Genomic DNA, 13,886 nt, shown 5'->3' with positions numbered 1-13,886 from the left:
CCGTCGGACTGATGGGCGTCGTGTTCATGGCGGTGGCCACCGCCGCCCCTATCACCGCTATGACCGGCAACCTTCCGATCATCGTGGGCTCGGGCAACGGACTCGGCGGCTCCGCGGCTTACATCTTCGCGACCATTGTGCTGACCATCTTCTCCGTCGGCTATGTGGCCATGGCCAAACACATCACCGCCGCCGGCGCGTTCTACGGATTCATCTCCCATGGTCTGGGCCGCGTCGCCGGTATGGCTTCCGGCCTGCTCGCGGTCCTCGCATACGTCGTCTTCGAGGCGTCCATCATCGGATTTTTCGCCTACTCATTGCAGAACCTCGCCACCGACCAACTCGGCCTCAATCTGGCCTGGGGCTGGTACGCACTCCTCGGCCTACTGATCATCGCCGTCATGGGGTACTTCGACATCCATCTGACCGCCAAGGTCCTGGGCGTCGCGCTGGTCCTGGAGATCACGGTCCTGGCCGCGGGATCCCTCGCGGTCCTGTTCACCGGCGGCGGCCCGGACGGCCTGCTCACCGAAGCGGTCAACCCCCTCAACGCCTTCAAGGGCGTCAACGGTGCAGGCGCCGGAGCCGCCGGTCTCGGCCTGTTCTTCGCCTTCTGGTCCTGGGTCGGCTTCGAATCCACCGCCATGTACGGCGAGGAGTCGCGCAACCCGAAGAAGGTCGTCCCCCGGGCCACGCTGATCTCCGTCGTCGGGGTCGGCCTCTTCTACGTCTTCGTCTCCTGGATGATGATCTCCGCGGCCGGCAGGGCCGGGGCAGTCAAGCTCGCCGCCAACGATGGCATGGCGCTGTTCTTCAACCCGCTGGGCGAGCACTTCGGCTCGTGGGCCGTCCGGGTCTTCCAATGGCTGGTGGTCACCGGCTCCTTCGCCTGCGCGATGGCCTTCCATCAGTGCGCGTCGCGCTACCTCTACGCGATCGGCCGCGAAGGCTTCATCCACCCCGGGCTCGGCAGAACGCACCACAAGCACGGATCGCCGCACATCGCCTCGATCGTCCAGTCCTGCATCGCCCTGGCCATCGTGATCGCGTTCCTGGTCGGCGGCATGGATCCGTACGTGCACATGTACGGTCTGCTCGCACTGCTGGGCACCATGGCCATCCTCATCGTGCAGACGCTCTGCTCGTTCGCCGTCATCGGCTATTTCCACCAGCAGAAGAAGCACCCCGAGACCGCGCACTGGTTCCGTACCCTCACCGCACCACTCGTGGGCGGCGTGGCCATGGCCGGCGTCGTCGGGCTACTGGTCTACAACATGGACACCGCGGCCGGCGCGGCCTCCAGCACGCTGCTGTTCACCTGCATTCCCTACATCGTCGGGCTGTTCTTCTTCGGCGGTATCGCGCTCGCGCTCTACATGAAGAACGCTCGCCCCCAACGCTACGCACAGATGGGCCGCATCATCCTGGAGGACGCAGCCGAGCGCTGACACCCCGTCCTTCTCACTGCCCCGGGTGGTGTGCGCCTCCTTTCCGGTCCTCGCCCGGGGCCCCTTCACCGGCATCTCCCCCTACGTGCAAGGAGAAAAGCGATGAGCCGCACCCATGCCATGGCAGCGCTGCAGCGGATGGCCGCCGACCAGCGGGCCGCGGACGCCCTGCGGATGCCGGTGGCCGAGTACCGGGAGATCCGCGACGAGGCGGTCGCGGATCCCACCGGGCCCAGCCGCCGCACACTGATCAAGCGTGCCGCAGTTCTGGGCGCCGGTCTCGGCCTGAGCGGTGCGGGCCTGTCCCGCCCGGCCTACGCGGAGACCACCGCCACGCCCAAGCCCAACCCCGGCCGGGTGGTCATCGTCGGTGCCGGGATCTCCGGGCTGACCGCGGCGCTGACGCTGGCCGACGCTGGTGTGGCGTCAACGCTGTACGAGGCCAACCCCACTCGTGTCGGCGGCCGGATGTACTCGCAGAAGACCTACTGGGGCGGCGGTCAGACCTCGGAGATAGGCGGCGAGCTGCTTGATACCGGGCACAAGCTGATGTTGTCGCTGTGCCGCCGCTTCGGCCTGGCGACCGTGGACTTCGCCGGCTCAGGACCGGCCGGCGCCGTCGAGACGCTGTGGTTCGGCAACGGCTACTACGCGCGCGCCCAGGCGGACGAGGACTTCAAAGCGATGTACCAGGCGGTCCGCCGGGATTTCCAGGACGCCGGAACCGTCACCTGGAACCAGACCACGGCCGCCGGGACCGCGATCGACAACATGTCGCTTCGGGACTGGATCAACTCTCGGGTGCCGGGCGGCTACGCCTCCAGGCTGGGCGCGTTCCTCGACGTGGCCTACAACGTCGAGTACGGAGCCGAGACGACCACTCAGTCCGCCTACGCCGCCGTGTGCATGCTCGGATGGCAGTCCAACCCCGGGCACTTCAACGTCTGGGGTGGTTCCAACGAGCGGTATCACATCGTCGGCGGCAACGACCAGGTGCCGCTGGCGATCAAAGCAGCACTGCCGTCCGGCTCGGTGCAGATGGGGCACAAACTGATCGCCGTCCGGGCGAGCAGCGACGGAACCCAGACGCTGACCTTCGACAACGGCGGCACCACGAAGACCGTGACGGCGGACCACACGATCCTTGCCGTGCCCCTGCCGATCCTGCAAGGAATGAACCTCAGCCAGGCGAACTTCGACCCGAGGATGAGCGGCCTGCTCCAAGCAGCCCGGATGGGCGCCGTCACCAAACTCAACATGCAGTTCAACAGGCGCACTTGGCTGGGCGTCAACGGCGACGGCCTCGGCCCGTGGCCTGGCACCGCGGCGGGCGACTCCTTCAGCGATCTGCCGTTCCAGCAGACATGGGACACCACCAAGGGCCAGCCTGGCACGAAGGGCGTGCTGATTCAGTACGGCGGCGGAAACCTCGCCCGCAGCCTGAACCCTGCCGGCCCGTTCAACACCGCCGAGCAGGACACCTACGTCGCGAACCTGTCCTCGACGTACCTGACCCAGATCGACAAACTCTTTCCCGGCACCAAAGCGCAGTGGACCGGCAAGGCCCAACTGTCCGCCTGGCACAAGAATCCCTACTCACTCGGCGCCTACTCCTACTGGCCGATCGGCTACCTGCACACCTATGCGGGTTACGAGAGGACCCGCCAAGGCAACGTGCACATCGCCGGCGAGCACACGTCCTACGACTTCCAGGGCTACATGGAAGGCGGCGCGACCGAGGGCCAACGCGCCGCGAACGAAGTCCTCGGGCTCGCCTGACCCATCCGTCGTCCTCGGGCCCGCTCCGGGCGCAGGGCCGGAGCGGGCCCGAGGACCCGTCGTCGCAGGAACAGGAAGCCGACGTCGCCGTCGCTGATGCGGTCCCACGCCGCGGTTCTCCACCGCTCTCGTCGCGTTTGCACCGTGTGTCTTCTCGCTCCCACTCTGCGCTTGGGGGCCGCCCCCCACGTCCGGTGAATCCCCAGGTGAGCGACTCGGTTCGACGAACGATTCGAGCGGAACATGAGGCGCGGTATCCCTACGCTTCGGACTCCGACTCTGCCCTCAGGTACCGACCCCGGATCTGGGCCTTGTGATAGGGACCAGCCCCCTCGCAGTCGTACTGCGGCGCGTCAGAGGTCACCCAGTACAGCAGCTCGCCGCTGAGCGACTGGGCATGTTCGTGGGGTTCGGGTGCACCCATGGCATCGATCGTTCCAGCAAACTCGACCTGCCAAGGACCGTCCCCGTCCTGGTCGCGAACGACCGTGACCCGGCTGCCCGGTGCCAGTGCACCCGTCGGCCATGTCTGGCTCAAGGGACGACCGAGGATGTGCTCTATCGCCTGGCGGTCGTCTACGTCTGCAGGAACAGGGCCAGGACTGTCTGTCATGCCGCCCACTCTGCCCGCACCACTTCGGGAGCGCCGACGTCTTTCAAGATCGTGGACCAAACCTCGGACGGAGCCGGAAGACAGTAGCAGAGGAACTCGTAAAGCCGGCGGACGTCCGCTCGCGATACTGGGGCTGGGCCGCGGCGGATCGGGGTCTGATGCCGCAACCGTGGCATATGTGAAGGAGACACGGCATGCCTGAGGAGGATGCGACATCCGTCATGACATAGATGGGAGTCGGGTGGCCGCCGGGGCCTGATGGGAAAGAGGTGGCTGAGGTGGTTGAGGCTTCCGAGGATGTTCAAACCGAGGAGAGTGCGGTCGAGCTTGGGGGCTACCAGCAGGAGCTGAAACGGACGCTCGGCTCCTTTCAGGTGTTCGCGATCTCGTTCGCGTTCATCTCGGTGGCGGTGGGCATCTTCGGGACATACGACGACGTGCTGCGGAACGCGGGGCCGGTCGGGCTGTGGCTGTGGCCTGTCGCGGCGGTGGGGCAGACCCTGGTGGCGTTGGTGGTCGCGCAGCTCGCTGCCCGCATTCCGCTCAGCGGCTCGTCGTACCAATGGGCCTCACGGCTGGCCAACCCGAAGGTCGGGTGGGGCTTCGGTTGGCTGACGTTCTGCTACCTGGCGATCGGGGTCGTGGCCGTCGATAACGCTCTCGCCAGTCAGGCGTTCATGCCGCTGTTCGACATGCAGCCGGACGAAGACACCGCGCGGCTGATCACCCTCGTGGTGCTGCTCATCCAGGCCGTGCTGACAGTGGCCTCGACGCGCATCGTCAGCGCCATCAACAGCACCGCGGTGGGGCTTGAGGTGGTGCTGGTCGTCGTGCTGGGAGTCGCGCTCATCGTCGCGGTGGCGGTCACGGGCGACGGCGCGACCGCCAACCTCGCCTCGCGCGGTGTCACGTTGAACGCCTCCAACTACTTCGGCGTGGGCGGCGGCCTGATGGCTGCGATGATCATGGGACTCGCTACGCTCGTCGGCTTCGACGCCGCGGCGAACCTGGCTGAGGAGGCCAAGGACCCCTATCGGAGTGTGCCGCGCGCGATCGTGGGATCTGTCGTTGCCGCCGGGCTGCTGGGAATGCTGTTCCTGATCTCCCTCACTGTCGCGATCAAAGACATTCCGCGGATCACCGCCAACGACTCGCCGGTCGCGGCGATCATGCGCGATCAGCTCGGTCCGGTCATGGAGAGGGTGCTTCTGGCAGCGGTCTCGTTCGCGTTCTTCGGCGCCGGGATGGTGGTGATGGCCGCGTGCTCACGGATCGTCTTCGCGATGTCGCGCGACTCACGCTTCCCTGCTCACCGGCTGATGCGGCGGGTGAACCCACGCACGCAGACACCGATCCCGGCGACGATCCTGATCTTCGTCATGGGAGTCGTTCTGATGGTCGCGCTGCCCGGTGCCGCCCTGCTGAAGCTGATCACGGCGTCGACGATCCTACCGGCTCTCACCTACGGCCTGACAATTGTTCTCTATCTGGCGGTGCGACGGCGGCTGGATCGCAAGAAGGGTGCCTTCCACCTCGGCCGCTTCGAGCTGCCGGTCGCGATCTGCGCGCTGGTGTGGTCGATCGTCTCGCTGTTCGTACTGGTGGCGCCCGCAGAGGCGCTCGTCCCTGTCTTGATCGTGGTCGGGTTGATTCTCGGGGGCGGCCTTTTCTTCCTCGGCCTGCTGATCTTCAACGGTGAGGCGCTGGAGACCGAGCCCGGAGACGTGCGCGCCCTCAAGCCTTGAGCTTTCGCGGATTCCCCGCACCGGCCGCGTTCCCCGGTTGCATCCTGTCCGCCGTCCCGCACATACGGGAAGCGGGCGTGATTCCTGGCGGCCCACGCCCCACAACACCGAGCCTGAGCAGAACCGTGCCCGGTGGTGCCAGATCGTGCGGGGAATCTCGGGAAATCTCGCGTTGCCGGTCGAGAAGACGCTTTGGCCTAAGCCGTACTACATTCGCCTGGTAGCGGAGAGGTTGCGAGGACTGGCCGGCGGTGTCCCGCTCGCACGAGCGGAAGCCCTCGGCGAGGACCTGGCCGAGCGGTTGGGGGCCGACGACGCAGCCTTCACGGACGGCATTCAGGACGACGCTGCATGGAGGCTCGCGATGCAGGTCATGGACGGCATCGGGCTGCGCTGGAACCGGTGACGGACGCCGTTCGCCCGCGCCCTGAGCGCCGCGGTCGTGTCCGAGTAGTCGCCGTGCCGGTCACCTGCCCGTTTGAGGAGCCAACGAGGGGGAGCGAGCCGCGGGGAAACCAGCGGGCCCGACGCTCCGTAGGCTCTGTACGGCGCCGTACGAGGTCAGGACGGGGGCGGCGCACTCGTCTTCCGAACGAGCTACGCGGGTTCGCTTCCCGTCGCCCGCTCCACATGGGTGATTGGCCGCTGGGCACGGCGAGGATGCGCCGGCTCCCGCACTCACGGCCGGTTTCGTTCGCGCGGCATACGGTAAGCGTATGAACGAACTTCCAAGGGAAGCGCTGTCCGACCTTTATCCAGAATTGGCGGCGTCAGGCAGCCTGCGGGAAGCGCTGGCCGGCGAGGCGGCTCGCCGCGGGCACGGTGCCGGTCCCATGGATCCCGTCGAGGGGTACGACCCCGCGGTTGCCGCATGCAGCACACGTGGTGAGGCGCGGTTCGCCGTATACGCCACCAATGCCGACGAACGTGAGTTCCGCATCGAGATCTCCACGGACTCCGGAAGGCCCTGGTGTGCATTCGGCAGCACCGATGACCTCGCGGTGGTGGACGCCATCCTGCACGCCTGGCGTGATGGGGCATCGCCCGGTCAACTACGTCGTGAGTGGATGTTGCTGGCGACCAATCCTCTGGATGCGGCGCCTCCTGGGAGGGTGGTGTCGACCGCTTGGAGGCTGACTCTGGAGCGCTCGCCGTTGATCAGGCTGGGCGACGCCGAAGTGGCCGAGGCCCTGTATGCGCAGCCGACCCTGCGCGCCTTCTTCCCCTTTCCGTCGCACGGTGAGTTCAGCCTCCTCAGCAGTACGAAGGATCCGTTCTACGCGGAGGTTCCGTGCGTAGTGCCACGCAGAGACGGTCTGTGGAACGTGGTGCTCCACTGGTCGCGGTGGTCGCCGCACATCCCGTCACGCGTGCTTGGTTCCCGTCTGAGCGCTCGCGACGCCGCAGCGTTGGTGGCCGCGAACGTCCCCGCTGGCAGTGGCCCGGCAATCGAGGGAGGCTGGCCGCACCCCGCCCCCGGATATCAGTGACATCAGCGGCGCCGAACACGACGCGAGCACTCAGGGCTGTCCCGCAATCCCTGGCGGGCGCCCGACGACAGCTACGGCACCTCGCCGCGTTGTCGGAACGCCCGAATGCATCCAGTATGCGGGTGCCCCTCCGCCGTGCGATGCACGGCATCTGACGCCGCGCGCTGCTCCACCAGGGACTACGGGTCAGCCCTTAGGCGGCGCTCGCTACGGATCAGAAGGGCCGGGAGATTCCGTGGGCTTCGAGCGCTTCGGTGTAGCGCTGAAGTTTCTCTCCCAGATCAGTGTGGAGGAGCCTCGCCACGAGCCGGGCCTCCTCCAGATCGCCGGCGGCGCACAACTCGGCGAGTTCGGCCACGTCCGTCTGCAGGATTCTGAGGGTGTCTCCTTGGATCAGGACACCCGGGAAGTTGCGACCCGGGAGGCGCACCACCGCATCGTTCCCGCCGTCGGTGAACAGCTCGGCCTCTACTCGCTCCATCAAAGCCCCGTCTCAGTTTCCGTCTCACTCAGCTTGGTTCGCGGGCCGTTCAGGGCAGGCCCGAAGCCGGTACCGGTAGAGCCGCCAACCTCCCGCGAACGCAGATGAGAACAGCCTCGTACACCAGGTCGTACGGCATCAACAGACTTGGAAGCGTGTCGGCCGAAGGAAGCTCACCTGGGTAGGGGGCACATGCATCGGTGCGCAGCAGTACAGCAGCGGAGTACAGCAACCGTCCAGACCCCTGGGTGCCCGCAGCGACCGCAAGCCCAGGATTGACCAGCCCGGCAGACCTCAGTGACCGTTCCGCCTGTCGTTCGCATCGAGGGGCACCCATCGCAGACGCGGCGGATCTGCGGTATGGCGAGAGACGGAACGCGCGCATCAAGCCACTTGAGCTGTGGGAGACCCCGGGTAGGAAACGGTCGACAGGCGGTGCGTGTGTAGCATCGGCCCGTGACGAGGACGCCGAGGTCGGGGACCAACTGCCCCGTGTGCGGGCTTGATCAGGGATTCGAACCCTGGGGTTCCGACGGCTTGACCCCCTCGTTCGATATCTGCGCCTGCTGCTTCAGCGAGTTCGGCTATGAGGACGCCACGAACGCAGGCGTGAGCGCCGCGCGAGACGCATGGATTGAGGCCGGCCGTCCCTGGCGCGGACCCGAGAGCGAACAGCCCGCAGGCTGGGATTCCGCAGCGCAACTTGCCAACCGTTTGAAGCGGCCGCACCAGGACTGAACGGTGGGGCATCGGGATCCATGAGCGCCTCTCAACCTCACAAGGTCACCGGGTCACGAATCGGGCTCTCATGGACTACGCCGAAGCCCCTTTGTAGGGGACTCCACCGTCCTTCCTCGTCGTGCGACTGGGCCCACTTGGGGACTACACGCCATGCGCGCGACCGAACAACGCCAGCTCCGGTGGACGCGCCAACGCGAACCAGTGGGTCCCTGACCCGCAAAAACCCCTGACCCGATGATCTGGGGGTCAAGGGGTCGCAGGTTCACATCCTGTCGTCCCGACGGTGTTGAAAGCCCGCTGAGTTGGAGGATTCCTCCAGGTCCGCGGGCTTTTTCGGTGCTTTGCCCGATCGGCCATCCAGGTCAGCCCGGTATGCCGCAGATCATGACGGCGCAGGTGCTCATGCCCGGGCTCGATCAGGGACACCGGCCGGGGCCCGCGGTTTGTTCGCGATCCCCGGCCGTCGTGTCAGTCGTGGGCGGCGCGGCCCGTGCGTCACCAGTTCAGGGCGTCGTCCATCGACTGCTGCCAGTACGTGGTCTTGAGCGTGCTGTCGATGTACAGGCCCTTGGCGGGCAGCGACGGGTGGGCGGCGGCGCCCACGCTCTCGGTGCCGGACCGGCCGTAGAAGTAGACCGACAGGGTCTTCGCGGTGTAGCCGTTCGTGCCGCTGCCGTCTGCGGCGGACAGGTTCACCAGGGCGTAGCCGGACTGTCCCGGGTTCAACGTCACCACGGCCTGCGGGTGGGAGTCGTCGATGACGGGGGGCACCGCCTGCGCCCCGGTGAACCGCAGCGCCGGGTAGGCGTAGAGGTAACAGGTATTGCGGCCGGTGTTGGTGACGGTGAGCAGCATGTGGTTGACCGGGCGGTTCAACGGGGCCGCCACGGTCTTGGTGTTGGAGCCCTCGCAGGTGACCGGCTTGTCGGCGGAGTCCGGGGCCCCGGCGGTGGTGTGCCGCGTCGTCGGCTTCGGACCACCGGACCCCGCAGGCCCGGACTTGCCGGGCGCCTGGGACGACGCGGGGTTCGCCACGGAGGGCGAAGCGGACGGGCCCGGGGCGGAAGCACTGCCGGTGGGCGCCGTGGTCCCCGCATGGCTCGTCCCCCCGGTCTCGGCGCGGACGCCCGTTCCGTCGTTGCCGCAGGCGGTCAGGGAGAGCGCGGCGATCGTGACGGTCGCGGCGGCGGTGGCGAGACGGATACCACGGGTGCGGATACCGGACATGTTGCGTACCTCTTTCGCTGGTGACACCGGTGTGGTGCTTGGATGGCAGGAGCTTGTTCGGTGATCCGTCCCAGCCGCCACGCCCGCCGGGCAGTTGGGGATACTGGAATGGTGAAATAGGCTCTGAACAGGGCGAATACGAGGCGCCTGGAACGCTGGAACGGGATACGGAGGGTCGCTTCGGGATGGGGGAACGCGTGGCAGGGTCGGCAGGGGCCGGGTCGGCCGAGGGGTTCGCGACGCTGCTGCGGGAGCTCAAGGACCGCTCGGGGCTGAGTTACGGGACGCTCGCGAAGCGGCTGCACATGAGCACGTCGACGCTGCACCGGTACTGCAACGGCGCCGCGGTCCCGAACGACTACGCGCCGGTGGAGCGCCTCGCACGGGTGTGCAGGGCGACGCCGCAGGAACTCGTGGAACTGCACCGCCGTTGGGTTCTGGCGGACGCGGCTCGCGCGGCCGCGTCGCAGGTGCGGCGCGAGAGCGGGGACGCCGGGGCCGGTGTCGCGGCCCTCGCGGCCGGCGAGCCGGAAGCGGCCGAGCCCGCCGAGCCCGCCGAGCCCGCCGAGCCCGCCGGGGCGGCCGGAGCCGACGTCCAAGCTGCGCCGAACGAGTCCGACGAGCCGGTCGTCGTCAGCATGCCGGGCGCGTCCGCCGTACCGCGACGTCGCCGTACGGTGCTGGTCGCCTCCGCCGCCGCGGCCGTACTGGTGGCCTCGGTGCTCGCGGTGCATCCGCCGTGGGCCGGCGACGGCGACGGCCACACGAGCGCGACCGGAAACCTGAGCGAGGCGGGAAACCAGAAGACGGTGGACACCTCCGCGCCGCAGAACACCCCCACACCGAACACGCCGGGCACGCCGACCTCACCGACCCACAGCACGGGCGCGAGCGGCGACCGGCGGACAGCCGGAGCCTCCACCACGCCGGGCACCTCGGCCCCCCGCACGTCCGCTGCGCCGATCCCCGGCGGTGCCGCGGTCCCGCTCACCGTCCGCACCCGCCCCTACGTCTACGACAGCCCGTGCAGCCAGCGCTTCCTCGTCGACAGCGCCCCCGCGCAGATGGGCCCGCCAGCCAACGAGGAGAACGCGCCGCGCTGGGCCGCTTCGTATGGCGCGGTCTCCTCGGATGAGCAGCGGGTAGCCCTCACCGTCCAGGGCGTCGGCTCGCAGACCGTCGTCCTGGAAGCGCTGCACGTGAGCATCGTGTCCAGGAACGCGCCGCTCGCCTGGAACGACTATGCGATGGGCGTCGGCTGCGGCGGTGGCGTCGAGACGAAGTCCTTCGACGTCGACCTGGACAGCGGCAGCCCCACCGCGCGGGTCAAGAACGGCCAGCACGACTTCCCGTACAGCGTCAGCCAGTCCGATCCCGAGGTCTTCTACGTCACCGCCCACACCCAGGCACACGACGTGCGCTGGAGCCTCACCCTCGACTGGTCGAGCGGCGGCCGCCACGGCACCGTCCGCGCCGACAACGCCGGCACCCCTTTCCGTACCAGCGCAGACGCCGACCGTCCCGGTTACGACTACCCCCTGGGCGGCAGCGACTGGATCCCCCGCACATCCTGACCGCTCTGCGCGTCGGCCCCGTGGACCCGCCCGGGCCCCGGGGCGCTCGTCCACAGGGAAGCCGAGCGCCCGGCAACACGGCAGGAGGGGACGGCAACAGGAGACGCCCGGCCCCCACTCGCCTTCCTCAACACCATCTGATCACCGCCTTGCGGCGCCCACGCGGGGACGCGAGGAGGGAGATGTCAGACGAGGAGCGGTTCCGCGCGATCATGTTCGCCGCCGATACGGATCTGAAATATCCCCGCGCCGATCGGGACGGAGATCGCCAGGATCACGCTGTGGACCTGTGGCGGCCATCGGGTGTGCTCGTCCCAGATGACGCCGTTGAGAGCGTCCAGCGAGCCCAGGCCACCCACCGACTCCAACCTGCCGAGGGAAAGGTGGGACAGATCGGCTCCGGATACGTCGATGGTGGCCTCGGCAAGGGGGAGGTCGCGGGTCACGATCTGCCCGATGAGGTCCGACAGGCCCTGGACGAGGTCTCTGGCGCGGTCGAGATCGTCGGGACGCCGGAGCTTCGGGCGGGTCAGCTCCCGTACAAGGGCCTGGAGGAGGTGATCGGCCCGGGCGAGGTCATCGGCAATGACCTGATCGAGGCCACCGGCACGCTCGAGATCGGCGGTGAGGGCGAGCGCGAGGTCGCGGACGTGGTCAAGGAACCCGCGGTCGAGATCATTGTCCACGACGAGGACCCGGACGAACTCATGCATCAGGTCGGCGACCTGGGCGTAGGCGAGGCCGAGAGCGTGTACGGCCAGGCGCGTGGCGACGCTCTGGGACATGTCGGACCGTGAGAGCCCGCGCTCCGGAAGCAGCCGGGGGTCGGCGGCGGGTGAGGGCTGGCGCCGGAGGGCAGGATCGAGGGGGCGCGGCGCCCTGCGGCGGGCGCCGGCGGCGACCAGGACGTCGCCCCAGAATCGGGAGCGGACCGAAAGGCGCAGCCAGGGCCGGACCGGGCGGGCCGCGGCGGCCAGGTATCCGAGGCGGCTCTCAGCCGGTGCCTTCACTGACTCCTCCGTCCCGCGGCTCTCGTGAGGCTGCCGGGTGCTGCGCGGAAGCCGGCAGGTGGGACGTCGATGGTGACGGCTGCTCGCCGGGTGTCTCGACCTCCAGGCCCGCCAGCAGACCGCGGATGGTGGCGGGTGCCCCGGCGCCCATGACGAACGCGGGCCAGCCGCCGCTCATCTGCCCGTGAGCGGCCGCCGCAACCAGCGCGCCGAGCAACAGCCCGCCGGCCACCACGAACAATCGCGGCCCAAGTTGGCGGCGTGTCCACGGCCATTGGTAGTCCGCCGCGATCACCGCAGCCGTCAGAGACAGCAGGCCGGTAGCCAGTCCGCCCGCCAACCCCCATAGGGCGGCCTGCTCCCATCCCATGTACGAAGCGTAGAGCCGGCGGTCTGTGCGGGTCAGCCGTACCGACAACCTCCCACTCGAGTGGGAGGTGATCGTCGCCGGCCACGGTCTTCCACGAGGCGCTGTGCGATCAGGGGACGGACTTCCTCGATGGGTGGCCGACCCCGCCTCCCCGCCCTGGAGCTCGGCCACGGTCTCTTCCAGCGCCCGCATGTCGGAAACTCGCGTCGGCTGGGGACAGCCGGGGATGAAGGGCCCATCGGGCGACCTGAACGGGTGTTCGCCGCCGGCACTGCCTCTTCGTGGTCCGCTCGGCCGGATGCCGCGAGACGGAGCCGGGCGGCCGGGGCGGGAACATGTAGTCCGGCCGACACGGTTGCATTGACCGAGGGCCCGGCGTTGCACGGGGAACACGGAGACCACAAGGTCACCCGCTCCACGTGGATCCGGGCCCCAGGATCGCGGTAGGCCTGCCGCGCGCTCATTTCTGCAGGAGGACTGTTTGATGACTGACCGCCCCTTGACGCTGATGGCAGTACACGCGCACCCCGACGACGAGGCCACCGGAACCGGAGGCGTCCTCGCCCGGTACGCGGCGGAGGGCATCCGCACGGTTCTCGTGACGTGTACCGACGGTGGTTGTGGTGACGGACCGGGGGGCGTCAAGCCGGGCGATCCCGGGCACGATCCGGCGGCCGTCGCCGTGATGCGCCGTCGAGAACTCGAGGCGAGCTGTGACGCTCTGAAGGTCAGCGATCTGGAGATGCTGGACTATGCCGACTCCGGGATGATGGGCTGGCCCAGCAACAAGGCCCCGGGATCCTTCTGGCAGACCCCCGTGGAGGAAGGCGCCGCCCGGCTCGCGGAGCTCATGCGGCACTATCGACCCGATGTGGTCGTCACCTATGACGAGAACGGGTTCTACGGTCACCCCGATCACATCCAGGCCCACCGCATCACGATGGCGGCGCTGGAGATGACCGCGCTGACACCGAAGGTGTACTGGACGACGATGCCGCGCTCGATGATGCAGCGATTCGGGGAGCTCCTGCGCGAGTTCGGTGTGGACATGCCGGAACCGGATCCTGCCGAGGCTGCCGCGATGGCCGAGATCGGCCTCCCCGACGACGAGATCTCCACGTGGGTGGACGCCACCGCGTTCAGTGGTCAGAAGTTCGATGCGCTGGCCGCGCACGCCAGTCAGGGTGAGAACATCTTCTTCCTCAAGATGGGCAAGGAGAGGTTCGGCGAGTTGATGGGCGTGGAGACCTTCGTACGGGTCAAGGACGTCACCGGCGCGGCCGTACCCGAGAACGATCTCTTCGCCGGATTGCGCTGACCCGACCGTCCGACCGCGCCCCAGGAAAGGTCATCGGTGCACGGACCTGGGGCGTGGCAACGGCCGCACCTCGCAGGGAAGAAGGTCACC

The 13,886-nt window shown here is 68.2% G+C and carries 11 protein-coding genes; 8 read left to right on the top strand and 3 right to left on the bottom strand.

Annotated features, from left to right (window positions below; translation table 11 throughout):
• Positions 1-11: 11 nt before the first annotated feature.
• The 5 genes from M2266_RS31715 to M2266_RS31695 all read left to right on the top strand — a co-directional run bounded on the left by M2266_RS31715 (position 12) and on the right by M2266_RS31695 (position 7,075).
• Positions 12-1,448 carry an APC family permease gene (locus M2266_RS31715; RefSeq protein ID WP_277441721.1) on the top strand — a complete coding sequence of 479 codons (1,437 nt, stop codon included), beginning with the start codon at positions 12-14 and terminating at the stop codon, positions 1,446-1,448.
• A gap of 102 nt (positions 1,449-1,550) precedes the next feature.
• Complete coding sequence (locus tag M2266_RS31710; RefSeq protein ID WP_277441720.1) at positions 1,551-3,227, top strand: NAD(P)/FAD-dependent oxidoreductase; 1,677 nt, start codon at positions 1,551-1,553, stop codon at positions 3,225-3,227.
• Between the two features lie 891 nt (positions 3,228-4,118).
• Entirely contained in the window at positions 4,119-5,585 is a 1,467-nt protein-coding gene (locus M2266_RS31705; protein ID WP_277441719.1) for an APC family permease, read from the top strand.
• Between the two features lie 145 nt (positions 5,586-5,730).
• Positions 5,731-5,991 carry a hypothetical protein gene (locus tag M2266_RS31700; RefSeq protein ID WP_277441718.1) on the top strand — a complete coding sequence of 87 codons (261 nt, stop codon included), beginning with the start codon at positions 5,731-5,733 and terminating at the stop codon, positions 5,989-5,991.
• A 310-nt stretch (positions 5,992-6,301) separates the two neighbouring features.
• Positions 6,302-7,075: a DUF6193 family natural product biosynthesis protein gene (locus M2266_RS31695; protein WP_277441717.1), complete on the top strand. Its 774-nt coding sequence runs from the start codon at positions 6,302-6,304 to the stop codon at positions 7,073-7,075.
• A 214-nt stretch (positions 7,076-7,289) separates the two neighbouring features.
• Here M2266_RS31695 and M2266_RS31690 read toward each other — a convergent pair whose 3' ends face one another.
• Both M2266_RS31690 and M2266_RS31685 read right to left on the bottom strand, forming a co-directional pair.
• On the bottom strand, positions 7,290-7,556 hold the full coding sequence (locus M2266_RS31690) for a hypothetical protein (protein ID WP_277441716.1): 267 nt from the start codon (positions 7,554-7,556) through the stop codon (positions 7,290-7,292).
• A gap of 1,236 nt (positions 7,557-8,792) precedes the next feature.
• On the bottom strand, positions 8,793-9,524 hold the full coding sequence (locus tag M2266_RS31685) for a DUF4232 domain-containing protein (protein ID WP_277441715.1): 732 nt from the start codon (positions 9,522-9,524) through the stop codon (positions 8,793-8,795).
• Between the two features lie 197 nt (positions 9,525-9,721).
• Here M2266_RS31685 and M2266_RS31680 point away from each other — a divergent pair, with 197 nt between their 5' ends.
• Positions 9,722-11,098: a helix-turn-helix transcriptional regulator gene (locus tag M2266_RS31680; protein ID WP_277441714.1), complete on the top strand. Its 1,377-nt coding sequence runs from the start codon at positions 9,722-9,724 to the stop codon at positions 11,096-11,098.
• Between the two features lie 182 nt (positions 11,099-11,280).
• Positions 11,281-11,895: a hypothetical protein gene (locus tag M2266_RS31675; protein WP_277441713.1), complete on the top strand. Its 615-nt coding sequence runs from the start codon at positions 11,281-11,283 to the stop codon at positions 11,893-11,895.
• Positions 11,896-12,091: 196 nt separating this feature from the next.
• Here the strand turns inward: M2266_RS31675 and M2266_RS31670 are convergent, their stop codons facing one another.
• Positions 12,092-12,478, bottom strand: coding sequence for a hypothetical protein (locus M2266_RS31670; protein ID WP_277441712.1), 387 nt, complete (start codon positions 12,476-12,478; stop codon positions 12,092-12,094).
• Positions 12,479-12,962: 484 nt separating this feature from the next.
• Here M2266_RS31670 and M2266_RS31665 point away from each other — a divergent pair, with 484 nt between their 5' ends.
• Entirely contained in the window at positions 12,963-13,796 is an 834-nt protein-coding gene (locus tag M2266_RS31665) for a PIG-L family deacetylase (RefSeq protein ID WP_277441711.1), read from the top strand.
• Positions 13,797-13,886 lie beyond the last annotated feature (90 nt).

It is taken from the genome of Streptomyces sp. SPB162, from assembly GCF_029504575.1.
GTDB lineage: Bacteria > Actinomycetota > Actinomycetes > Streptomycetales > Streptomycetaceae > Actinacidiphila.
This window is presented reverse-complemented; position numbering and strand designations above follow the sequence as displayed.

What these genes read in the sequence shown, in the direction of transcription:
- M2266_RS31710 (WP_277441720.1), top strand. Translation starts at nt 1,551, where the DNA reads ATGAGCCGCACCCATGCCATGGCAGCGCTGCAGCGGATGGCCGCCGAC.
- M2266_RS31670 (WP_277441712.1), bottom strand. Translation starts at nt 12,478, where the DNA reads ATGGGATGGGAGCAGGCCGCCCTATGGGGGTTGGCGGGCGGACTGGCT.
- M2266_RS31665 (WP_277441711.1), top strand. Translation starts at nt 12,963, where the DNA reads ATGACTGACCGCCCCTTGACGCTGATGGCAGTACACGCGCACCCCGAC.
- M2266_RS31690 (WP_277441716.1), bottom strand. Translation starts at nt 7,556, where the DNA reads ATGGAGCGAGTAGAGGCCGAGCTGTTCACCGACGGCGGGAACGATGCG.
- M2266_RS31715 (WP_277441721.1), top strand. Translation starts at nt 12, where the DNA reads ATGGGCGTCGTGTTCATGGCGGTGGCCACCGCCGCCCCTATCACCGCT.
- M2266_RS31695 (WP_277441717.1), top strand. Translation starts at nt 6,302, where the DNA reads ATGAACGAACTTCCAAGGGAAGCGCTGTCCGACCTTTATCCAGAATTG.
- M2266_RS31675 (WP_277441713.1), top strand. Translation starts at nt 11,281, where the DNA reads ATGTCAGACGAGGAGCGGTTCCGCGCGATCATGTTCGCCGCCGATACG.
- M2266_RS31685 (WP_277441715.1), bottom strand. Translation starts at nt 9,524, where the DNA reads ATGTCCGGTATCCGCACCCGTGGTATCCGTCTCGCCACCGCCGCCGCG.